The organism is Halomonas sp. MMSF_3323, from assembly GCF_030733595.1.
GTDB lineage: Bacteria > Pseudomonadota > Gammaproteobacteria > Pseudomonadales > Halomonadaceae > Halomonas > Halomonas litopenaei.
This window is the reverse complement of record NZ_JASHIT010000018.1, coordinates 28,408-50,048: the sequence shown is the minus strand read 5'-3', so window position 1 is coordinate 50,048 and position 21,641 is coordinate 28,408. Positions and strand designations below refer to the sequence as shown.

Annotated in this window: 21 protein-coding genes; 9 read left to right on the top strand and 12 right to left on the bottom strand. The window is 65.4% G+C overall.

Features of this window, described 5'->3' with window-relative positions; translation table 11 throughout:
• Nucleotides 1-124 precede the first annotated feature (124 nt).
• Entirely contained in the window at nucleotides 125-979 is an 855-nt protein-coding gene (locus RBB39_RS10935; protein WP_045991011.1) for a universal stress protein, read from the top strand.
• Between the two features lie 70 nt (nucleotides 980-1,049).
• Here RBB39_RS10935 and RBB39_RS10930 read toward each other — a convergent pair whose 3' ends face one another.
• The 4 genes from RBB39_RS10930 to RBB39_RS10915 form a co-directional block, all read right to left on the bottom strand.
• Nucleotides 1,050-1,550, bottom strand: coding sequence for a DoxX family protein (locus tag RBB39_RS10930; RefSeq protein WP_306169087.1), 501 nt, complete (start codon nucleotides 1,548-1,550; stop codon nucleotides 1,050-1,052).
• Nucleotides 1,547-2,311, bottom strand: coding sequence for a DNA-binding domain-containing protein (locus RBB39_RS10925; RefSeq protein WP_306169086.1), 765 nt, complete (start codon nucleotides 2,309-2,311; stop codon nucleotides 1,547-1,549). The genes RBB39_RS10930 and RBB39_RS10925 overlap by 4 nt, the downstream gene beginning before the upstream one ends.
• Entirely contained in the window at nucleotides 2,308-3,318 is a 1,011-nt protein-coding gene (locus RBB39_RS10920) for a DUF692 domain-containing protein (protein ID WP_306169085.1), read from the bottom strand. Before RBB39_RS10920 ends, RBB39_RS10925 begins: the two co-directional genes overlap by 4 nt.
• Nucleotides 3,319-3,399: 81 nt before the next feature.
• Nucleotides 3,400-3,678 (bottom strand): DUF2282 domain-containing protein, encoded by a 279-nt coding sequence (locus RBB39_RS10915; protein WP_045991014.1) that lies wholly within the window; start codon nucleotides 3,676-3,678, stop codon nucleotides 3,400-3,402.
• Between the two features lie 240 nt (nucleotides 3,679-3,918).
• Here RBB39_RS10915 and RBB39_RS10910 point away from each other — a divergent pair, with 240 nt between their 5' ends.
• Nucleotides 3,919-4,281, top strand: coding sequence for a RidA family protein (locus tag RBB39_RS10910; protein WP_045991015.1), 363 nt, complete (start codon nucleotides 3,919-3,921; stop codon nucleotides 4,279-4,281).
• Nucleotides 4,282-4,452: 171 nt separating this feature from the next.
• On the opposite strand, the gene RBB39_RS10905 is transcribed toward RBB39_RS10910, so the two are convergent.
• The 4 genes from RBB39_RS10905 to RBB39_RS10890 form a co-directional block, all read right to left on the bottom strand.
• Nucleotides 4,453-5,961, bottom strand: coding sequence for an ABC transporter permease subunit (locus RBB39_RS10905; protein WP_306169084.1), 1,509 nt, complete (start codon nucleotides 5,959-5,961; stop codon nucleotides 4,453-4,455).
• Nucleotides 5,958-6,791: an ATP-binding cassette domain-containing protein gene (locus RBB39_RS10900; protein WP_306169083.1), complete on the bottom strand. Its 834-nt coding sequence runs from the start codon at nucleotides 6,789-6,791 to the stop codon at nucleotides 5,958-5,960. Before RBB39_RS10900 ends, RBB39_RS10905 begins: the two co-directional genes overlap by 4 nt.
• Nucleotides 6,791-7,669 carry a putative selenate ABC transporter substrate-binding protein gene (locus RBB39_RS10895; RefSeq protein ID WP_306169082.1) on the bottom strand — a complete coding sequence of 293 codons (879 nt, stop codon included), beginning with the start codon at nucleotides 7,667-7,669 and terminating at the stop codon, nucleotides 6,791-6,793. The genes RBB39_RS10900 and RBB39_RS10895 overlap by 1 nt, the downstream gene beginning before the upstream one ends.
• A 115-nt stretch (nucleotides 7,670-7,784) precedes the next feature.
• A complete protein-coding gene (locus tag RBB39_RS10890; protein ID WP_045991062.1) occupies nucleotides 7,785-8,642 on the bottom strand; it encodes a MurR/RpiR family transcriptional regulator in 858 nt (285 codons plus the stop codon).
• A 331-nt stretch (nucleotides 8,643-8,973) separates the two neighbouring features.
• Between RBB39_RS10890 and zwf the strand changes: the two genes are divergently transcribed.
• From zwf to RBB39_RS10865, 5 genes are all read left to right on the top strand, one after another.
• Nucleotides 8,974-10,473 carry a glucose-6-phosphate dehydrogenase gene (gene zwf, locus RBB39_RS10885; protein WP_045991016.1) on the top strand — a complete coding sequence of 500 codons (1,500 nt, stop codon included), beginning with the start codon at nucleotides 8,974-8,976 and terminating at the stop codon, nucleotides 10,471-10,473.
• Between the two features lies 1 nt (nucleotide 10,474).
• Entirely contained in the window at nucleotides 10,475-11,158 is a 684-nt protein-coding gene (gene pgl, locus RBB39_RS10880) for a 6-phosphogluconolactonase (protein ID WP_045991017.1), read from the top strand.
• Between the two features lie 18 nt (nucleotides 11,159-11,176).
• Complete coding sequence (locus RBB39_RS10875) at nucleotides 11,177-11,839, top strand: bifunctional 4-hydroxy-2-oxoglutarate aldolase/2-dehydro-3-deoxy-phosphogluconate aldolase (protein WP_045991018.1); 663 nt, start codon at nucleotides 11,177-11,179, stop codon at nucleotides 11,837-11,839.
• Nucleotides 11,840-12,035: 196 nt separating this feature from the next.
• The gene (locus RBB39_RS10870) at nucleotides 12,036-12,716 is read left to right on the top strand and encodes an NAD(P)H-binding protein (protein ID WP_045991019.1); all 681 of its coding nucleotides are present in this window, start codon (nucleotides 12,036-12,038) and stop codon (nucleotides 12,714-12,716) included.
• Between the two features lie 36 nt (nucleotides 12,717-12,752).
• On the top strand, nucleotides 12,753-13,175 hold the full coding sequence (locus RBB39_RS10865; protein ID WP_045991020.1) for a hypothetical protein: 423 nt from the start codon (nucleotides 12,753-12,755) through the stop codon (nucleotides 13,173-13,175).
• 51 nt (nucleotides 13,176-13,226) lie between these two features.
• Here the strand turns inward: RBB39_RS10865 and RBB39_RS10860 are convergent, their stop codons facing one another.
• Genes RBB39_RS10860 through edd form a run of 4 tightly spaced genes read right to left on the bottom strand, consistent with a single transcriptional unit; the run spans nucleotide 13,227 to nucleotide 18,051 of the window.
• Nucleotides 13,227-14,183 (bottom strand): carbohydrate kinase, encoded by a 957-nt coding sequence (locus RBB39_RS10860; RefSeq protein ID WP_306169081.1) that lies wholly within the window; start codon nucleotides 14,181-14,183, stop codon nucleotides 13,227-13,229.
• Between the two features lie 18 nt (nucleotides 14,184-14,201).
• Nucleotides 14,202-15,188 (bottom strand): D-hexose-6-phosphate mutarotase, encoded by a 987-nt coding sequence (locus RBB39_RS10855; protein WP_045991022.1) that lies wholly within the window; start codon nucleotides 15,186-15,188, stop codon nucleotides 14,202-14,204.
• Nucleotides 15,185-16,153, bottom strand: a complete 969-nt coding sequence (glk, locus tag RBB39_RS10850; protein ID WP_045991023.1) for a glucokinase — start codon at nucleotides 16,151-16,153, stop codon at nucleotides 15,185-15,187. The genes RBB39_RS10855 and glk overlap by 4 nt, the downstream gene beginning before the upstream one ends.
• Nucleotides 16,154-16,161: 8 nt before the next feature.
• On the bottom strand, nucleotides 16,162-18,051 hold the full coding sequence (edd, locus tag RBB39_RS10845) for a phosphogluconate dehydratase (protein ID WP_045991024.1): 1,890 nt from the start codon (nucleotides 18,049-18,051) through the stop codon (nucleotides 16,162-16,164).
• 208 nt (nucleotides 18,052-18,259) lie between these two features.
• Between edd and RBB39_RS10840 the strand changes: the two genes are divergently transcribed.
• The gene (locus tag RBB39_RS10840; protein ID WP_045991025.1) at nucleotides 18,260-19,444 is read left to right on the top strand and encodes a GNAT family N-acetyltransferase; all 1,185 of its coding nucleotides are present in this window, start codon (nucleotides 18,260-18,262) and stop codon (nucleotides 19,442-19,444) included.
• A gap of 152 nt (nucleotides 19,445-19,596) precedes the next feature.
• Nucleotides 19,597-20,979 (top strand): sigma-54-dependent Fis family transcriptional regulator, encoded by a 1,383-nt coding sequence (locus RBB39_RS10835; RefSeq protein ID WP_239452493.1) that lies wholly within the window; start codon nucleotides 19,597-19,599, stop codon nucleotides 20,977-20,979.
• Nucleotides 20,980-21,641 lie beyond the last annotated feature (662 nt).

Sequence of the window (21,641 nt, the reverse complement as noted above, 5' to 3'; positions counted from 1 at the left end):
CGGATCGGGCTAGACAACAGGTCTGAGGGTCGCGCCCCGCTCGGGCGCGACGACAAGGCCACAATCGATGGAACGCGACGTCTCAGGACGCGCGTTCGCCCCCAACGCCAGGCAGGACGATTTCATGACAGAACAGGTGATGGCCGCCATCGACGGGTCCCAGTTTTCCGAAGGGGTCTGCGACTCTGCCGCCTGGGCCAGTCAGGCCCTCGATGCGCCGCTGACGTTTCTTCACGTGGTGGATAACCACCCCCAGACCGCCGAGGCCGATCTGTCCGGTAACCTGGGACTCGGCGCCAGGGAGCACCTGCTCGAGGAGCTGGCAAGCCTCGACGAGCGGCGGGCCAAGGTCGCCCAGGAGCACGGCCGCCTGATGCTCAAGGCGGCCAAGGATCGCGCCAGCGCCAGTGGTGTTGATGACCTGCATTGCCGACAGCGCAACGGCACCCTGGTGGAGACACTACTGGAGCTGGAAGACGAGATCCGCCTGCTGGTGATCGGCAAGCGGGGCGAGAGCGCCCAGCAGGCCAGCGAGCACCTGGGCTCGAATCTCGAGCGGGTGGTTCGCGGTCTGCATCGGCCGATTCTGATGGTGCCGGAGAGCTTCACGCCGCCGACTCGGGTGATGATCGCCTTCGATGGCAGCAAGACCACCCGCAAGGGCGTCGAGCTGCTGGCCAGGAGCCCGCTGTTCAAGGGGATCGCCTGTCACGTGGTGATGGTCGGTGCCGATACCGGTGATAACCGCACCCAGCTGGAGTGGGCGCTGGACAGCCTCAAGGGCGCCGGTCACGAGGCCCAGGGCGAGATTCGCGCCGGAGAGGTCGAGGAGACCCTGCGCACCTACCAGAAGGACCACGCCATCGAGATGGTGGTGATGGGAGCCTATGGCCACTCGCGGATTCGCCATCTGCTGGTGGGCAGCACCACCACCAGTGTCCTCAGGCGCACCTCGCTGCCGGTGCTGCTGCTGCGCTGACGAGGCTGAGCCGACATCGACATCGACCCGCCGCCGAATCCTGTTCGGCGGCGGGTCGTTTTTTATGCGTCTATGCGTCGTCGACGCGGTCCTGCTGTGGCGTCACCGATTCGCGACCTTTGCCCTTCATCCTGCATAGCAGCCACTCCAGCGAGAGACAGCCGCCGCCGCGCAGGATCAGGGTGGCGAGGCTCGCCGCCCAGAGTCCGTGGGTGACCCAGGCCTCGGGATAGACGAAGGTCTGGATCACCAGGGTCATGATCAGCAGACCCAGGGCCGCCAGTCGCGTCGCAAGCCCCGCCCACAGCAGCAGCGACAGCGAGAACTCGGCGAGTGTTGCCAGGTAGGCGGCCAGCACCGGCGAAATCAACGGCAGGGCGTATTCGTGCTCGAACAGGAAGAAGGTGCTGTCGGCGATACCGAACCCCTCCACCTTGGTCAGCGCCGACAGAAAGAACACGGCGCCGAGTATCAGGCGCATCAACGCTAGCACCAGGTCCAGCGAACGACGCTCGAGCCAGGGGCAGAGTCGCCCGTAGTAGGTGTCCAGCAGGTTTTTCATCGGTGTCATGGGGTGCCTCGTAGCAAAGTGGGGGCGGGGTCCAGTACCGCGAGCGCGCCATGGCCGACCAGGGTGCCCAGAGCGTGGCCGAGCGCATCCTCTGCCACGCCGCGGTCGGCCAGTTCGCTCAGCGCCTGGGACAGCGAGGTCGGTGTGTCCAGCAAGCCGTACAACGCTGCGCTTGCCGCATCGAGTGGCCTAAGCCTGACCTGGCGACCCGAGCGGATCACGAGCCAGTGGCCGGCGCCTCGCTCGCCCAGGGGGGCGCCACCCTCTCCGCTCTCCAGCGCCTGCCACAGGGCTTCGACGTCATGTTGGCAACGGATGGTCCGGCTGGCCGGACGCGCCTGGACGAGCCGCTGGTCGTCAAGGACGGCGCCGATATCGGACGCCTCCAGCGGCACTGCCTCGGCTGCGTGACTGACCTGAAGCCGGGCGTGCTCGAGTCGCGCGATATCGGCGACGAAGCGATAGGGCGCAAGCGCCGGTGCGCGCGCCAGAGCGTCGGCGAAGCCCTGGCCATAGCGGCTGAGTCGAGGGTCCTGCGGGGGGCTTGTGGCCACGAAACTCGCGGCCTCGGCACTGAAGCAGCCCTCGCCCAGCAGGGTCAGGGTATGGGGAAAGGCTTCCTTCAGGGCCTCGATCAGGCTTGAGCGAATATTGTTGCGGTAGACGTCGAGCCCGGCCTTGTGGCCGAGCTGTGGTGGCGTCGCCTGGGGGCGATGCATGGCATCGATGAAGCTACGCTGCCAATCCAGCAGGCCGCTCATGGCGCTCTCCCTGTGGCTTGCGCCGAGGCGCTGGCTGCCAGGGCGGTGCTCGCATCGGCGCCGGGGCCATGGGCTGCATGCTGATGCCGGTGTGCCAGGTCGACCTCCTGCATCCAGCGCTCTAGCGTCGGCACCCGGTTGTCCCACTCGATCAAAGTGGGCAGGCCGGGACGCCGGGCGAGCACCTGGCGGTAGCGCTGCCACACCGGCTCACTGACGGCGCTGCCATGGTCGTCGATGTACAGCTCGCCGGCGGCATCGAGGCTGTGGCCGGCCAGGTGCCATTCGCCGACGGCGGCCCAGGGCACCTCGTCCAGATAGGCATCCAGGTCGCGTCCCAGGTTGGCGGCGCTGATATAGGCGTTGTTGACGTCGAACAAGAGCCCACAGCCGGTCGTGTCCACCAGCCGCTGGAGGAACTCGGTCTCGCTGAAGCGATTGTCGAGGCTGACGTAGAGGCTCGGGTTCTCCACCAGCAGGCGGCGGCCGAGACGGTCCTGGGTGCGGGCGATATTGTCGCCGAGAACCCGTAGCGATTCCTCGGTCAGCGGCACCGGCAGCAGGTCGTTGTAGCTGTGGCCGTCGAGACGGCTCCAGGCCAGGTGCTCGGAGACCAGCGCGGGGTTCAGGTGATCGACCAGGCGTGCAAGACGCTCCAGGTGGGCCGGGTCGATGCCCTCGGCACTACCCAGCGACAGGCCGACGCCGTGGACCGAGAGCGGGTAGCAGCGTGCCAGTTCATCGAGTCGATCCTGAAGGGGCCCGCCGGCGTTCATGTAGTTCTCGGCGTGCAGTTCGAGAAAGTCCGGGGCCTGGGCCGACTGGGCCGACTGGGCCGACTGGGCTGAGTGAACCGAGTGAGCCAGATGGACCAGCGCCTGCATATGCTGAAACTTGAGGCCGATACCGACCGCATTGGCCGCCATTGGCTGTGGCGCTGGCAAGGACGCCGAGACGGGCGTCTCGAGCGACTCGCGTGGAAGGCTGGATGACAGGGAAGAGGGCATGGGCGATTCGCTATGGCTTGAGGCTTGGCGTGTAAACGTCACGGGAAGGCCATAGCCTCCCCGTGGCGCCAGTGCTCTGGCTCAGGGGCGCTCGACCTCGCTCAGGCTGCCATTGCCGTGGGGCGTTTCGATATCGGTACAGGTGCCTTCCGGGACCAGGGTCCAGGCGTTGCCCTGGTAGTCGACGGTAGAGGTGCCGGCGCAGGTGGTGCCTGGCCCTGCCTTGCAGTCGTTCTCTCCGGCCAGGGCGACGCCGTAACACTTTTCCATGTCGCCATCGGCGGCCTGGACGGTGGCAATGGCGCCGGCTTGCGCCAGGGCGGTGGACAGCACGGCGGCCATCATGACGGAACGTTTCATTTGCAAACCCTCATATAAACGGTTGGGCGACAGCAGGACTGTCGTGACTATGTCGCCGGGGTGAGGGATACCTGACATCGCAAAAGAGGCAAAAGCGCGACAACAGACTATCTGGCGCAGGGAGAAGTTGGCTATATTGGGCGGCTGTCTAACGTTGCAGAGAAGACACTGGTGAAGAGGTGGTCGAATCGGCTGTCTTTTCGAGATTTTTTAGAAATACCGACTTTTTTGGAGAGAGCGATGAGCATTCAGCGTCACGACACCAAGACCCGCATGAGCCGCGCCGTCATCCACCACGGTGTTGCCTACCTGTGTGGTCAGGTCGCCGGACCGGACGCCCGTCAGGGGGATATCACCGCCCAGACCACCAGCATGCTGGAGCGTGTCGATGAGCTGCTGGCCGAAGTGGGCAGCGACCGCGAGCATCTGCTGAGCGCCACCATCTACCTGCAGAACGGCGAGGACTTTGCCGCCATGAACGCGGTATGGGACGCCTGGGTGCCGGAAGGCCACGCCCCCGCCCGTACCTGCGTGTGCGCGCCGATGCCGGCCAAGGAACTGAAGGTCGAGATCACCGTCACCGCCGCCGTCAAGGGCCTGTAACAGAGCCGCAGTGATGTAGCCGTCCGCTCGAACGACAACGCCGGCCCCGTGGCCGGCGTTGTCGTTTGTGTCGGTTTTGAGGCATTGGTCCTGGCGTCAGGATGAGCCGGATAAAGCGCATGTGCCGCCCTTCAAGGCGTCTTGTCTTCTGCGCAGGCAGGGGTCTTCCCTTCAGCGCAGGCAGGGATCTTCCATGGGCGGCTCACAAGGCCTCAGACGGCGGGCCAGGGCGTCGACGGCGATATTGAGCAGGGCGGTGATCACCAGCAGGGCGAAGGCCACGTCGAACATCAAGGTCTGGAAGGCGTCATCGATATTGTCACCGAGGGTGGCGACCCCGAGCATGCCGAGCAGGGCGCTTTCGCGCAGGATCACCTCGGCGCGGTAATAGACCAGCGCCAGCATGCCCGGGTACAGCCGCGGCAACAGCTCGTAGGCCAGCCGTCCCGAGGCCGGGAGTCCCGGCATGCCGGGCTCGATCGCCTGGGCGTGGCGACATACCAGGAAGGCGATCAGGGCGCCGTTATGCAGCGCCAGGGCCAGCCAGGCCGGCAGCAGCGATGGCCCCAGCAGCAACAGGAAGACGAAGGCCAGCATCAGCTCCGGGGTCGAGCGCAGAAAGATCAGCACACCCTGGCCGATTCTCTGGCTGACGCGATTGCCGAAGTGGCGCGAGGCCAGGGGCCACAGCACCAGGGCGAGCAGCAGGGCGCCGACGGTGCCGAGCAGCCCCAGCAGCAGGGTATTGGCCACCGCGCCGACGAGGTCGGGCAGTCCGGCCAGCCAGCGGAGCACACCGCCGATGTCGCCCTCAAGCAGGGCGCGGGGCCAGATGTCTACGCTGACGAAACGCCATAACAGGCCTGGGTCGATCTCGGGCCAGGGACCCAGCAACCACACGCTGGCCAGCCCCAGCGGCAGCAGCAGGCGCCGATGGGCCCACCAGGGCAGGGTGGCGATCAGCAGGTAAAAGGCCCACAGCAGGGCACCGGCCTCGAAGTAGCGGCCCTCGCGAAAGGCGCTCTCGAGCTGGTAGCCCAGCGTCGGCAGACCGACAAAACCCAGCAGCACGCTGCTTCTGAGCGCGCACTCGAAGCGGTAGCGGGTGTAGGCGGCCAGTTGGGCGAAGGCCTGGGGCAGCTCGGTATAGGCCAGCCGGGCAAGGCGCCCGGTACCCTCGGGCAGCGCCGCCTGGGGCGCCTGGGGCGTCTGCTCGAGGATCTCGGCGTAGACCTTGGCGAAGATGCCGGCGTAGGGGATCGCCAGGGCCGCCAGGGCGGTCAGCGCGGACAACCCGAACACCTGCAGGAACAGCAGCGCCCAGAACAGCTCATGGACCGCCCGCACCGCGGCACTGGCAGCGCGCACCAGGCGTGAGCGGGCGTAGACCAGCGCCAGGGGCAGCCCCAGCACCACGCCGGCCAGGGTGCCCCAGAAGGCCACCGCAATGGTCAGGCCGATGGCCTGCAGGGGCGTCTCGATGGCGCCGAAGTCAGGCAGCGCCAGGCCCATTGCCATGCGTCCGAGTTCGCCCCAGGGATCGCGGCTCAATACTTCGAGGTCGGCCAGCGGAATCGCCAGGGCAGCCAGCACCACCAGCCACAGGCTGTGGCGTGCCAGGCGGGCACCGATACCGTCGCCGGCCAACAGGCCTGGGCGTGTCGCTTGCGCGGCGCTCACGGTCGTGCCTGCTCCTCGCCGGGCTGGTGCGAGGCGTGGCGAGTGCTGGCCTCGGCCGGCGAATCGCTGCTGTCGTCGCGAGCAGGGCTGGGAGCAGCGGGAGAGGAGGCCGTGCGTGACGCACTGGGGTAGAGCGCGTCGAGATCATCGAGGCTTAGATCTTGGCTGCGCGCGTCGAGCACCACGCGACCGCCGGCCAGCCCCCAGACGCGATCGAAGTGGCTCAGCGCCAGCTCGCGCTGGTGCAGTGCCATCACCGTGGTAGCGTGCTGGGCATCGATTCGATCGAGCAGCGCCATGGCCTGGTGGGGGTCGACGCTGGCGACCGGCTCGTCACCGAGAAAGACCTGGCGGCGCTGATAGAGCGCACGGGCGATGGCGACCCGCTGGCGCTGGCCACCCGACAGCCGACCTACCGGGCGCCTGATGGCGCCTTCGAGCCCTAGTTCAGCGCACAGGTTTGCGACATCTTCCCAGGCCTGGCGCAGCGGCCTGACCAGGTTCCACAGGTTGACCAGCGCCGAGTGGCGCTCCAGCCTGCCCATGTAGACGTTATGGTAGACCGATAGCTGAGGCACCAGGCCGTGGTACTGGGGACACCAGGCGGCGTGGCGGCCAAGACGGCGGCGCAGCTCCGCCAGCAGGGTGGACTTGCCGACGCCGCTTTCCCCGAGCAGGGCGACGCGCTCGCCGGGCGCAAGGCGAAGGTGGACGTCATGCAGCACGCTGTGGTCGGCGTGGCCCAGGTCGACCCCGTCGAGGATCAGTGTCGGGAAGTCACCGTGGCCGTTGTCCCGGCCGCCGGTGACCTGACGTTGGCCATCGTCCATCAGCGCAGCAGGCCGAGGCTCTCGGCGACCGTCTCGATGGGGGCGTACATGCTGTTGTCGGCGGGAATGAAGCCGGAACGCGGGAAGCTCTCCAGCAGTTCGGGATCTTCCATCTCGAGCAGTGCCTGGCGAACCCTGTCGGTAAAGCCTTCGCCGAAGGCCTCATCGGCGTCGCCGCGCAGGGTCCACTGGTAGTCCGGGTAGCTCGGGGTAGACCAGATCACGCTGACCTTGTCGGTGTCGACATCGCCATTTTCCAGCGCCGCGTCCCACACCTTGAAGTTGACCGCACCCAGCTCGTAGGTGCCGGCCTCGACCAGGGCGATGGTGCGTGAGTGATCACCGGAGAAGCCGACCCGTGAGAACAGCTCTTCCGGCGCGGCGTCGAAGCGCTCGCGCAGGTAGTGCTCCGGCATCAGGCGACCGGAGGTGGAGGTCTTGGCGCCAAAGGTGAAGGTCTTGCCCTCGATCTCTTCGGGCAGCTGGTCGGCGGCCTCGAGTCCGGTGCTGGAGTGGGCGATGAAATAGCTCTCGAAGGCCGCATCCTCGACGCCCTGGGCCAGCGCCTGGGAACCGGGCATCAGACGACGGGCCTGGACACCGGACAGACCGCCGAACCAGGCCAGCTGAACCTGATCGTTGCGGAAGGCGGTGACCGCCGCACCGTAGGACTTCACCGGCACGTACTCGACCTCGACCTCGAGCGTCTCGGACAGATAGTCGGCCACCCGCGAGAAGCGCTCCACCAGACGCGATTCGTCCTCGTCGGGGATGGCGGTGAAGCGGAAGGTCTCGGTCTGGTCGGCCAGCGTCGGCAGGCTGAACAGCCCCAGGCTCAAGACGGTCAGAACAGAGGTCAGGGATGGCAGTGATCGCATGAGGCTTCCTGGCAATGGTGTGGATGGCGGCGTGCGGACAGGGACGCAAGACAGGCCGCTATTGTTGTGCCAATACGCTAGGGAGGCAAGCCGTGGAGCGGGCCTGTCGTTGTTGTCACTCGTCGACGCTGTACCTTGTGCTGCGCAGGCTGTCCTTGATCTTCTTGAGGTGGTGCAGGAAGTCCTCGCCGCGACGCAGGGTGACGCCGGTGGCCAGCACGTCGATCAGCGCAAGCTGTACCATGCGTGAGGTCATCGGCATGTAGTGGTCGGTGTCTTCGGGCGCGCTGACCGCAAGGGTTTCGGTGCACTGGCGCGACAAAGGTGAGTCCGGCGCGGTGATACCGAGCACCACGGCACCGTTTTCACGGGCCAGGGCGGCGATGTCGACCAGTTCCCGGGTGCGCCCGGTATAGGACAGTACCACCACCACGTCGCCGGTGTGGCAGGCCGAGGCGACCATGCGTTGCATCAGTACGTCGATGTAGGCGCTGACCGGCAGGTTGAAGCGAAAGAACTTGTGCTGGGCGTCCTGGGCCACTGCGCCGGAGGCACCGAGGCCGAAGAAGTGGATCTGCTTGGCCTGGATCAGGTAGTCGACCATGCGCTCGATGCGCTCGGGAGCGACCTCCCGACTGGCGAGGTCCAGCGCCGCGATGGTAGCGCCGAAGATTTTGCCGCTGTAGGCCTCGGCACCGTCATCGGGTTCCACCGCCTGGCTGACATAGGGGGTGCCGCCGGCCAGGCTCTGGGCCAGCTGGATCTTGAAGTCGGGATAGCCCTTGGCCTCGAAATTTCGGCAGAAGCGATTGACGGTGGGTTCGCTGACCGAGGCAGCTTGAGCCAAACTGGCGATACTCATGCCTGTTGCGGCGGCGGGGTCGGCCAGAATGACGTCGGCGACCTTGCGCTCGGAGCGGTTGAGCTCGTCGAGGCGGGTGCGAATGCGTTCGATAAGGTCGTGGCGAACCATGGTCGAGGTCGGCTCCGTGACGAAAGGCGCGGGCAACTGCGCGGTGGTGCGCGGGCAGCGGCGCATTTATTGGGGTACCCGAGACAATTCTCTCTGGGGATGTGGTGATTTAACTACGTATTGGCGGCTATCCTAGCGCTCCACCGATCTACATCCAACGTATAAGCGCGCCAGCGGGATATTTTGTGTAAGTTTACAAAATATTTTTCAATCTGGCCGTCGAAAGTTGACCATTTTTTTGTAAACTTAGATACCCTGACGGTAAGCAGGACACATCTCGCTCGATAGCCTTCTGCGATATCCAGGGGTCTACCACCAAACGAGGACGGTTATGACACGACACACCCGATCCGGTGACGCCGAGCGTACCGACATCGATCTGGCGTTGTTCGGCGCCCTGGGCGACCTGTCTCGCCGCAAGCTGTTCCCGGCGCTCTACCAGCTGGACCGCGAGGGGCTCTTGCATGACGACACCCGGCTTCTTGGCCTGGCGCGTCAGGACATCGACCAGGAGGCCTTCCGCGAGCGCATCCATGGCTCCTTGAAGGAATACGTCAAGTCGAGCGAGCTCGATGACAAGGTGGTCGCCCGTTTCCTCGATCGCCTGTCCTTCCTGTCGGTGGACTTCACCACGGTGGAAGGCTATGGCGCCATCGCCGAGTGGCGTGAGCAGGGCGGTCAGCAGCGCCCGTTGGTGGTCTATCTGGCGGTGGGGGCGAGCCTGTATGGCGATATCTGCCGCCACCTCGAGGCCAGTGGCAGCCTGGACGAGCAAAGCCGCGTGGTGGTGGAGAAGCCGATCGGCTACGACCTGGAGTCGTCGCGGGAGGTCAACGATGCGGTGGGGGCGGTGTTCCCCGAGTCACGGGTCTATCGTATCGACCACTACCTGGGCAAGGAGACGGTGCAGAACCTGATCGCGCTGCGCTTTGCCAATCCGCTGTTCGGAACCCAGTGGAACCAGAACCATATTTCCCACGTGGAGATCACGGTGGCCGAGAAGGTCGGCATCGAGGGCCGCTGGGGCTACTTCGACGAGGCTGGCCAGCTCAGGGACATGGTCCAGAACCACCTGCTGCAGCTGGTCTGCCTGATCGCCATGGACCCGCCGGCCAACCTCGACGCCGACGCCATCCGCGACGAGAAGGTCAAGGTGCTCAAGGCGCTCAAGCCATTCACCGACGACATGATCGGACGTGACGTGGTGCGCGGACAGTACACCGCCGGCACCAGCGACGGCACCAGTGTACCCGGCTATCTCGAGGAAGAAGGCGCCAATACCCGCAGCCATACCGAGACCTTCGTGGCGATGAAGACCGAGGTGTCCAACTGGCGCTGGGCCGGCGTGCCCTTCTACCTGCGTACCGGCAAGCGCATGCCCGAGAAGCTGTCACAGATCGTGATCCACTTCCGTCAGCAGCCGCACTATATCTTCGACCCGGATCAGCGGGCGCTGGCCGCCAACAAGCTGATCATCCGGCTGCAGCCGGAGGAAGGTATCCGCCTCGAGGTGCTGACCAAGGACAGTGGTCTCGACAAGGGCATGCGCCTGCGCCGTGGCCCGCTGCACCTGGACTTCAACAGCGCCTTCCCCAAGGCACGTATCCCCGACGCCTACGAGCGTCTGCTGCTCGAAGTCATGAAGGGCCAGCAGTACCTGTTCGTTCGGCGTGACGAGGTCGAGCATGCCTGGCACTGGTGCGACGAGCTGATCGCTACCTGGCAGGATCGTGACGAGCCGCCGCGCCGCTATCCGGCAGGCTCCTGGGGGCCGGTGGCCTCCATCGCCATGATCACCCAGGACGGACGTAGCTGGTACGAGGACTACTGACATGAGCAGCGAGCAACTTTCTCCGTCTCCCCGCGAGCAACTGGCGCACCAGTTGGCCCAGACCGTGGCCACGGCGCTGCGCGAGGATCTGTCGTCCCAGGATCGCGCCCTGCTGATCGTGTCCGGCGGCTCCACCCCGGTGCCGTTCTTCGAGGCACTGTCCCAGGAAACTCTGCCCTGGGATCGGGTCGACGTGACCCTGGCCGACGAGCGCTGGGTCGCTGCCGAGGCCGACGATTCCAACGCCCGGCTGGTCAGGAAGCACCTGCTGATCAACCGGGCCGAGGCGGCCACCTTTGTCCCGCTCACCACCGAACACGATACCCCCGAGGAAGGCACCGACGAGGTCGCCCAGCGACTGACGGGCCTCTCCTGGCCGGCATCGGTAGTCATCCTGGGGATGGGCGGTGATGGCCATACCGCCTCACTTTTTCCTGACAGTCGCGAACTGGACCTGGCACTGAGCACCGATGCCCATGTGGTGGCGGTGCGCACACCGAGCCAGCCCCAGGCGCGCATTACCCTGAGCGCCGAGCGCCTGCACCATGCCCGCCGCCATTACCTGCACCTGACCGGTGACGACAAGCGCGCCGTGCTGGGAAGCGCCATGGCCGGTGACAACGTACGTGAACTGCCCATTCGTGCCTTTCTTAGCTGCCCGCTGGCCGTCTACTGGGCGCCCTGATTTCCTGGAGCCACGCTCATGACCATTGAAAAACAGCTTCCGTCTACCCGCACCACCGAGCTCGACAGCATCTGCCTGAAGGCCGAGGTGATCCCGGTGATCGTCATCGATCGCATCGAGGACGCCGTGCCCATGGGCCGCGCCCTGGTCGAAGGCGGTCTCAGCGTGCTCGAGGTGACCCTGCGCACCGACTGCGCGATCGAGGCCATCGCCCGGCTGAAGAAGGAGCTGCCCCAGGCCAGCATCGCCGCCGGTACCGTGCTGACACCTGCCCAGTATCGTCAGGTCGAGCAGGCTGGTGCCGACTTCGTGGTGACCCCGGGCGCCACCGAGGCGCTTTACCGCTATGGCGTCGAGAGCCCGGTGCCGATGCTGCCGGGGGTGGCCACCATCTCCGAGCTGATGACCGGCTGGCAGTACGGCTATCGTCGCTTCAAGTTCTTCCCGGCCGAAGCCAGCGGTGGCGTCAAGGCGCTCAAGGCCTTCGCCGGCCCCATTGGCGAGGCTCGCTTCTGCCCCACCGGCGGCATCAACCTGGGCAACGCCTCCGAGTACCTGGCGCTGCCTAACGTCATGTGCGTGGGCGGCTCCTGGCTGACCCCGAAGTCGCTGGTCGACGCCGGTGACTGGGACGCCATCCGCGCCCTGGCCAAGGAAGCCGCGGATCGTTTCCATCACTGAAGCCATCACCGAATGCTCGATGACGAAGCGGCGCTGGCCGCTTCGTCATGATTCCTGAGCTCTCTGCACCGGAAGGGCGTCATGCCTATCCATGTGCTCTCTCGACAGCTGGTGCTGTCCTTGATCCGGCCTCTGGCCGGATTTTTTTTGTCCGCCGCCATGGGATGATGGTTGCCTGAGCGAGCGGAGAAAACCTATGAAACTGTTGATACTGGGCGCGACGGGGTTGGTGGGTAGCGAGGCGCTGCGCCAGGCATTGGCCCATCCCGACGTCACCGAGGTGCGGGCACCGGTACGCCGACCGCTGACGCTGGAGCACCCAAGGCTAGCCGCCCCGGTCGTCGATTTCGCCGATCTGGAGTCACTGCGACCGGACAAGACTGGACGAGGTGATGCACAGGTGCTGGCGGGGAATGACGAGTGGTGGAAGGCGGATGGCGTGATCTGCGCACTGGGCACCACCCTCAAGGCCGCCGGCTCGCGAGAGGCCTTTCGACGTGTGGATCTCGAGTTGCCGCTGTGGTTTGCGCGCCGCGCCAGAGCCGCCGGTGCCGAACGCTTTGCCTTGAACTCGGCGCTAGGCGCCGATCGTGGCTCGCGCTTCTTCTACTCCCGGGTCAAGGGCGAACTGGAAGCCGAGTTGCTCGACCTCGACTACCCCAGCCTGACCTTGGTCAGGCCGGGCCTGATCGACGGTGAGCGAGCCGAGGTGCGCCACGCCGAGCGCCTGGGGCTCGCGCTTTCTCGCGGTCTGCGTCCGCTGCTGCCGCGCCAGTGGCGACCCAGTCCGGTGGCCCGCATCGCCGAGGCGCTGGTGCAGGGCGCCATCAGCGCGCCAGCCGGAAGGCATCTGGTGCAGGCCAGGGACCTGGCCTGACCCAAGCCGTCAACGCAGTGATGGAATAGGCCGTCAATGAAGCTAGGATTGCTTTACCGCGTGCTTGGACTACCAGGACTGCGCTTTCTGCTACTGGTGGTGGGGTACAGCGTCGGTCATGAGATCGCCGATTACCTGGGCAGGGAGTATCGGGGTGGTGTGTCCTGGGGGATGACCCTGGGCTACCACTCGTGGGGGGTTGTGTTGCTGTCGCTGGTCGAAGGAGTCGTGGTGTACCGCTGGTCGCGGCGCTGGGTCAGGCTCGAGTGGTTGGCGGCAACGATCACCGCGGCCATCGTGCTGACCTGCACGGGGATCCTGACTGGATACTCGGGCGCATGGGCGCACCCTTATCGTCTGGCCTGGTTCCAGGGCTGCGCGGTGGCTGCCATCTTTCTGCCGCTGATCGTCCACAGGCTGGTCAATCGCTGGCGCCATGCCAGGGCGGGGAGGCGATAGGCCCTGGCATGGCGGCGGGGGACTTTCGGGTCACCCGAGGTTGTCGTGATGTCAGCTGTCGATCACGTCTTCGCGGCGCGGCAGGGCCGCGTAGGCGCCGGGGCGCGTCACCGCGTGGGCGCCGCAGCGACAGGCCAGGGTCAGGGCGCGTTCGAGGAAGGCCTCGTCGTGCTGCCAGTTGGGGCGCTGCCAGTCGTGGTCGGCCAGAGCCGCCAGCAGACCGCCGATAAAGGCATCGCCACCGGCGGTGGTATCGACCGCCTTGACCGGCGGCGGTGTCATGCGCTTGACGCCCTGGGTGGTGTGGGCGGCGACCGCACCGGGACCATCGGTGATCACGATCAGGCGAGCACCGGCGGCCAGGCGTTCGGCCAGCCAGTCGTCACGTGGGTGATCACCCCGCAGGGCGTCGAGTTCATCGGTGGACAGCTTGATCAGGTCGGCCTGGTCGAGCAGGCGGGTGACCAGGCCGACGTCGATGCTGTGCTCGGGCCAGAGGTTGTGACGCAGGTTGGCATCGACGCTGACCAGACAGCCAGCCCGGGAGGCCATCTCGGTGATCGCCAGGGAGGTGGCGGCGATGGCATCGTCCGTAAGGCTGTTGCTGCACAGGTGGACGATGGCGGGCTCGCTGAACACTCCATGGGGCAGATGCTCGGTGCGATACAACAGGTCGGCGGCGGGAGGACGATAGAAGTCGAAGGTGCGCTCGCCGTCTGCGTCGCGGGAGACGAAGGCCAGGGCGGTGCGGGCCTCGCGGGTGCGCGATACGCCGGAGACGTCGACGCCGTGGTGCTCGAGCTCACGGGCCAGGAAGTCGCCGAAGTGGTCGTCGCCCAGCATGCCGAGAAAGCGACTGGTCAGTCCCAGTCGCGCACAGGCCACGGCCACGTTGGCCGGCGCGCCACCGGCGTAGGGGGTGAAGGTCTCTGGTCCCTCGGCGGCATCACCGAGACGACTGGAGAGCATGTCGACCAGGGCTTCACCAAAGGCGATCACGGGGGGCATGGCGGGATTCCTCGTCGATCAGTGGTTGTCGGCCAGCGACAGGGTGGTGCCGAGCATATGCTGGGCGCCGGGTACCAGCCACACCGGATCGAGGCGGGTGTTGGCGGACTCGACGCACAGAAAACGGCGGGCGGCGTCCAGCGGGGTGTCCGGGTTGGGTGTCTCGCCGGGATTCCACACCACCACCGAGTCGCTGTTCTGGCGAGCCACTCGCAGGCGGCGCTGGCCGTCATCGAGCACCACCTCGGCGTTGGAATGATAGATACGATCGACGCCTTCACGGACCCCGAGCTCACCCACCTGCTCGCTCTCGGCGAAGCCCTTGAGCTTGTCCAGGTAGCGGGCCCCGACGAGGCCTTCGACGCGACAGGCGAAGACCTGATCCACCGCCAGATAGCTGTGCAGGGCGGCGGTCATCTTCACCGGCGTCTCGCCCAGGTGCTCGGTGATCAGCTCCACGTGCAGACGCTGGGCGTTGGCCTGGACCACCGCACGGGGATGCAACTGGCTGTGCAGGCGCTGTGGCAGTGACAGGTGCACCTCGACGCCGTCTTCGTGCTCGTCCACCGCGTCCAGTTGCCAGTCGGCCTTGCGCGCCGGGCCGTGCATCGGGCCGGAGCGGTCGGGGGACTCGTCGGCGGTGTTCTCGTCGGCGAACCACGGCCAGCACAGGGGGATGCCGCCACGAATCGCACCCGGCACGTCCTGGGGCGTGGGGGTCACCCACAGCCAGCCAGCGGGCACCAGAGGATCATCCGCACCGCTGTCGACGGTGGCTTTGGCGGGAGAAGCGCCTGCGGCTCGCGTGGGGTCGGGCGCGGGAGATGCGCCTGCGGCTCGCGTGGCGTCGGGCGCAGGTTGAAAGTGAAGCACCTGGGCGCCCTGCAACGAGATCGCCAGCTGGCCCCAGCTCTCGTTGGCCACCCAGATGTCGCGGCCGGCCCAGTGGATGTGCCCCTGGCCCTCTACCTCGTCGATACGTGTCTTGAGCGTTGCCGGAATCATTCGACCTCCTCGTTGTGGAGCGCCTCGGCGGCGCCCAGCAGCCCCGTCCACGGGGCCGTGACCACCTGGATGGAGATGGCTTCGTTGTAAGGGCGCATCCTTCCCTTGTTGCAGAAGGCGCTGAGAAACCCACTGTGAGGCAGCCAGTCGATCAGCCGTGGCACGATGCCACCACACAGGTAGACGCCGCCTCTCGCACCCAGGGTCAGCGCAGCGTCGCCCGCCACGTCGCCGAGGATCTTGAGAAAGCGCAGAATGGTATCACGCCCCAGCGGGTCGCCGCGGTTGGCGGCCTCGGTGACTTGAGCCGGCGTGCTGGCGCTGGCCTCCAGACCATCGATCTCGGCCAGTACTCGGTAAAGGTCGAGCAGGCCCTGACCGCACAGGATGCGTTCCACACTGACCCGGCCATAGCGACGGTGGAAGCGTCGATAGATCTCGAGTTCCTGTTCGTCGGTGGGCGCGAAGCTGGCATGGCCACCCTCGTTGGGCAGTGGCACCCAGGCGCGCCGTGCCGGGAAGACGCCAGCCATGCCGAGGCCGGTGCCCGGTCCGATGACCAGTCGAGCGGCATGCCCTTCGGCCTCGCCGGTCTGGATGCTGACCAGATCATGCGAATCGACGTGGGGGACGCCGAGCGCCTGAGCCATGAAGTCGTTGATGACCTTGAAGTCATCCAGGGCAAGGTCACGCTTGACCTCGCCCTTCAGGAAGCTCCAGTGATTGTTGGACATGCTGACCCGTTCAGCGTGCACCGGACAGGCGAACGCCAGGCACGCCTCCCGCGGGGCCTTCTCGCCGCTGGCGCCCACCCGCTCGAGGTAGTCACGGGCAGCCTCCACCACGCCGGGATAGTCGGCACAGGGCAGGGTCAGGATGTCGTGGGGGGCAGTCTTGCCCGGCGACACCAGCGCGAAGCGTGCGTTGGTGCCGCCGATGTCCCCGATCAGCGCTTGGCGTGTCATGGGCGAACTCAGGCGTCCTCGTCGTGGATCTGTCCCTGCTGGCGCTCGAGGTCGTCGGCCTCGAAGCCACCGAAGACGCCGGCGCCTTCCTCGGCGCCCATGGCCAGGTGACGGTAGCCGCCGAACAGTTCACGACCCAGCCCCACATGGTAGTGGTCCAGTTCGGCCACGCGCTTGGGACGATCCCGCCATTCGGCGTCGCTGAGCACGACAGACAGCTCGCCCTTGTCGGCGTCCAGGCGCACCACATCGCCATCACGCAGCCTGGCCAGCGGGCCACCGTCCAGCGCCTCCGGGGTCATGTGGATGGCCGCAGGTACCTTGCCCGAGGCACCGGACATGCGCCCGTCGGTGACCAGGGCGACCTTGTAGCCGCGATCCTGCAGGACGCCCAGGTAGGGGGTCAGCTTGTGCAGTTCGGGCATGCCATTGGCCTTGGGGCCCTGGAAGCGCACCACCACGATGACGTCACGGTCGAGATCGCCGGCGTCGAAGGCGGCCTTGAGGTCGTTCTGTTCCTCGAAGATCTTGATCGGCGCCTCGACGACCCGGTGCTGAGCCTCTACCGCCGACACCTTGATGACGCCACGGCCGAGATTCCCCTCGAGCACGTTGAGGCCACCGGTGGCGGCAAAGGCGTTGGATACCGGGCGCAGCACGTCCGGGTCGAGGCTTTCCAGGGGGCCTTCGCGCCACACCAGCTTGCCATCCTCGAGGAAGGGCTCCTGGGTGTAGGCGGTCAGGTCGGTGCCGAATATCGTCGGGATGTCGCCGTGGATCAGGCCCGCGCCGAGCAGCTCCCGGATCAGCAGGCTCATGCCGCCGGCGGCCTGGAAGTGGTTGATATCGGCCTGGCCGTTGGGATAGACCCGGGTCAGGCTGGGCACCGCGGAGGACAGCTCCGAGAAGTCATCCCAGTTGATGGTGATACCCGCCGCCGCGGCCATGGCCACCAGGTGCATGGTGTGGTTGGTGGAGCCGCCGGAGGCCAAGAGGCCGACCATGGCGTTGACGATGGCACGCTCGTCGATCTGGCGATAGAACGGACGGTAGTCGCCGCCGGGCTCGGTATTGCGGATCGTCTGTTCGGTGGCGAAACGAGTCAGCGCTTCGCGCATGTCGGTACCGGGGTTGACGAAGGAAGCGCCCGGCAGGTGCAGCCCCATGAACTCCATCATCAGCTGGTTGGAGTTGGCGGTGCCGTAGAAGGTGCAGGTACCGGGGCTGTGGTAGCTCTCGGACTCGGCTTCCAGCAGCTCGTCACGGCCGACCTTGCCCTCGGCGAACAGCTGACGGACGCGGGCCTTTTCCTTGTTGGGCAGGCCGCTGGGCATGGGCCCGGCCGGGATGAAGGTAGTCGGCAGGTGGCCGAAGCGCGCCGCGCCGATGAACAAGCCCGGCACGATCTTGTCGCACACGCCAAGATAGAGGGCGGCGTCGAACATGTTGTGCGACAGGCCCACTGCGGTGGCCATGGCGATGACGTCGCGGGAGAACAGCGACAGCTCCATGCCCGGCTGGCCCTGGGTGACGCCGTCGCACATGGCCGGCACACCGCCGGCGAACTGGGCGGTAGAGCCCATCTGGCGGGCGCTTTCGCGAATCACCTCGGGAAAGGTCTCGAACGGCTGGTGCGCCGACAGCATATCGTTGTACGACGAGATGATGCCGAGGTTGGCGCTATTCATCAGCTTGAGCTGATTCTTGTCCTCGCTGCCGCACGCGGCAAAGCCGTGGGCCAGGTTGCCGCAGGACAGTTCGGAGCGATGGACGCCGCGACGATGCTGGGCCTCCATGCGCTCTTCGTAGAGGGCGCGCCTTTGCCGGGAGCGCTCACGAATGCGCTCGGTGACGCGGGCGACGGTGGGATCGAGCGAAGAAGCTTGCTGGCTAGCCATGGTCAACCTCAGACGTGTTGATGCGGGTCAGGTACGTAACTTTACCAAATAAAAAGCCAATTTCCTCCCCCTTGACCGAGTGCTTTGGTCGAATATGTAGTTTTTTTACAGGGAGTGGCCGGTGGTCGCCGCCTTCGACGATCTCGGCGACGAGCACCTCCAAAGTCTGGCACTCTGTGGCTGAATCGCAAAGCGCAAGGAGTGGGTTGTGACGCCATCATCCCCGCAGCAAGAACAGGGCGGCCACGCCGAGGAAGGTCTTTCGGTCAAGTGCCTGGAGACCGTCGCCGAGGTGCCGGCCGAGCACTGGAACGCCCTGGTGGACCCGGACCACCCCTTTGCCCGTCACGAATTTCTCGATGCGCTGGAGGCCACCGGTGCGGTGGGGGAGGGCACCGGTTGGCAGCCTCGACATCTGACGCTGTGGCGAGGGGCGCGACTGGTAGGCCTGCTGCCGTACTACCTCAAGGAACACTCCTGGGGCGAGTACGTGTTCGACTGGAGCTGGGCGGATGCCTGGGAGCGTGCCGGGGGACGCTACTACCCCAAGGCGGTGAGCGCGATCCCCTTCACCCCGGCGCCAGGCCCGCGCCTGGCACTGGCAGAAGGTGAAGACGAGCAGACCGTCATGGCCATGCTGGCGAGCCAGTGGCAAGACGACCCCGGGCTATCGGGCTGGCATCTGCTGTTTGCCGAGGACTCGGAGGTGGCCGCCTGGCGACAGGCCTGTCCGGGGTTGATCGCCCGAAGCGGCGTGCAGTTTCAATGGCGAGACGAGGGCTTTGGCGACTTCGAGGGATTCCTGGCGGCGATGTCCTCGAAACGGCGCAAGGAAGTAAGACGCGAGCGTCGCCGTGTCGCCGACCAGGGCATCGAACTGCGGCGCCTCGAGGGTAGCGAGATCGACGAAGCGGCGATCCGCCACTTCTTTCGCTGCTATCGCATCACCTATCTCGAAAGAGGTGCGACAGGATATCTAAGCGAGGTATTTTTTCAGCGGCTTCGCCGTCATATGCCGGAAAACCTTGTGCTTGTTCAAGCTTTTGTTGAAGGCCGCCCGGTGGCCGCCGCGCTCTGCCTTCAGGGAACCCGAACCCTCTACGGTCGCTACTGGGGCAGCGAGGTGCTGGCCGACTGTTTGCACTTCGAAGCCTGCTACTACCAGGGTATCGAACACTGCCTTGCGCGAGGCCTCGACTGCTTTGACCCCGGTACCCAGGGTGAGCACAAGGTGTCCCGGGGCTTCGTCCCCCGCCGGCTGACGTCCTTGCATCATGTCAATGATCCCCGCCTCAACGATGCGGTAGCGCGATTTTGTCAAGAGGAAGCCCGACAGCTCGAACTGTATGTGGCGGCGGCTCACCGTGGACTACCGTTTCGAGGTAGAGCGTAATACGGTGCTATGATTCAACCGATACTCATGTGAGATAACGATTACATTACGCAGGCGCAGATGGATCGAGAGCGGTCGGGTTCGTAGTCGCGTTGGCGCGACAGTCCGATCGTTGCTGGTGTCTGCGGGCGGTTGGGTTCAGGGGACAGGCGATGGACGTCAAGCAACGTTGCAGTTGGTGGATCGGCGACCCCGGTGGTCGTGCCGGCCACCTGCTGGAGGGATTGCAGTCGAATGGCTGGCAGATGCATCCGCTGGTGTCGCCGCTGTCGGATTGCCGCTTGCAGCCTGATGACCCTTGCCGGGTCGGCATCATGGTACTGGAGGACCTGTCCTGTCAGGACCTGCGCCATCTGGAACCGCTGATCCTGAAAAGCGAAAGGCCCTGGATCGCGGTCAGCACCTCGGATCAGTGTGACGATCCCGAGATGCGTCGCATCATGGCCCACCTGAGCCACTCCCTGGTGTCGCCCCAGGTGGATCTGCTACGCCTGTCGATCCTGATGGAGCACGCTGCGGAACTGTCGATGCTGCAGCAGCGCGACCGTGAAGAACAGCGCATGTCGGCCGCCGCCGAAGACAGCGAGTACGAGTTCGTCGGTACGACGCCGGTGATGTGGAACCTGTTCAAGACCATCCGCAAGGTGGCGGTGGTCGATGCCCCGGTGTTCATCAGCGGTGAGTCCGGTACCGGCAAGGAGCTGACGGCTCAGGCCATCCACGAGCGCTCCACGCGTTCGCGCCAGCCCTTTCACGCCATCAACTGCGGCGCCCTGCCCGAGCATTTGATTCAGTCAGAGCTGTTCGGCCACGAGAAGGGCGCCTTCACCGGTGCCTCGCAACGCAAGATCGGTCGTATCGAGGCGGCCGACGGTGGCACCCTGTTCCTCGACGAGATCGGCGACCTGCCGCTGGAGCTTCAGGTCAACCTGCTGCGCTTTCTGGAAATGCGCTGTATCCAGCGCGTCGGTGGGCTCGAGGATATTCCGGTGGACGTGCGTATCGTCGCCGCGACCCACGTCAATCTCGAGCTGGCGGTGAAGGAGGGACGCTTTCGGGAGGATCTCTATCACCGGCTCAATGTGCTCCAGGTGCAGGTACCTGCCTTGCGCGAGCACTCGGAAGATATCGAGATCCTGGCGCGTTTCTTCTTCGAGCGCTTCTCCTGCGAGAAGGCCTCCTGTCTGAAAGGCTTTTCCCGAGAGGCGCTGTCGGTGATGCAGCGCTACCATTGGCCCGGCAACGTCCGCGAGCTGATCAATCGGGTTCGCCGGGCCATGGTGATGTGCGAAAACCGTCTGATCCAGCCCGAGGACCTCGGCATCGAACGGCGTGGCTTGAACCGCCACCAGATAACGCTTGAAGAGGTTCGCGAGGAAGCCGAGCGTGATGCGCTGCTCTCGGCGCTGGGGCGCAACAAGTACCGGGTCAACGCCGCCGCCAAGGAACTTGGCGTCTCCCGGGTGACCATCTATCGGTTGCTCGACAAGCACGGTATTTCTCGTACGCCTCCCCAGGAGGCTGCCTTCTCCTGACGGACTGGTGTCATTGATTCTGTTCGAGCGGTAGTGAAGAGGCGTTATCGGCAGGTCTCTCCTCGCAGCGCTCTCTTCTCTCTATGACCTCTCGGCAAACCACTCTTTGATAGCCCCGCTGCAAGCGGGGCTTTTTGCATCCAGGTTCCAGTGCTCTGCTATCTGGGGGCTTTCTATCGCCCTGGCATCTGGGTCCTTCTATCACCCTGGTATCTGCGTCCTTCTACTTCCCTGGTATCTGCGCTCTGGCATCCGGATCCGATTATCGACGTTGAGAGATCGCGGCAAGATGTCGACGCTATCCGGACGAAGCTGATGCTTCGTACCCCCGAAAAATGGGCCTGGCGCAAAAGTGTTGCTTTGTTGAAACATTGGCCAGAGGGACAGTGTTGAAGCGGTGAATGTCTAAAAAATACCTTTTATATCAGTGTATTGCTTGTTGATGGGTCAGGTTTGACTGTGCTCAATCATGCGATTTCTGACATTTCTCCCCCATCCGTACAAGGTGCCGGCTTCCCTCGTAACGCGAATGTCGTCCTTGAACACACCCTGCCACATTTTTTTGCTGTTTCTTCTGAAACCCCCGCCTCGCGGGCCCTTCAGCACGATAGTGCCAGGCTGGCAGCGTCGCTTTGCCTGTTTGTCGCTATCGCTCAGTTCTG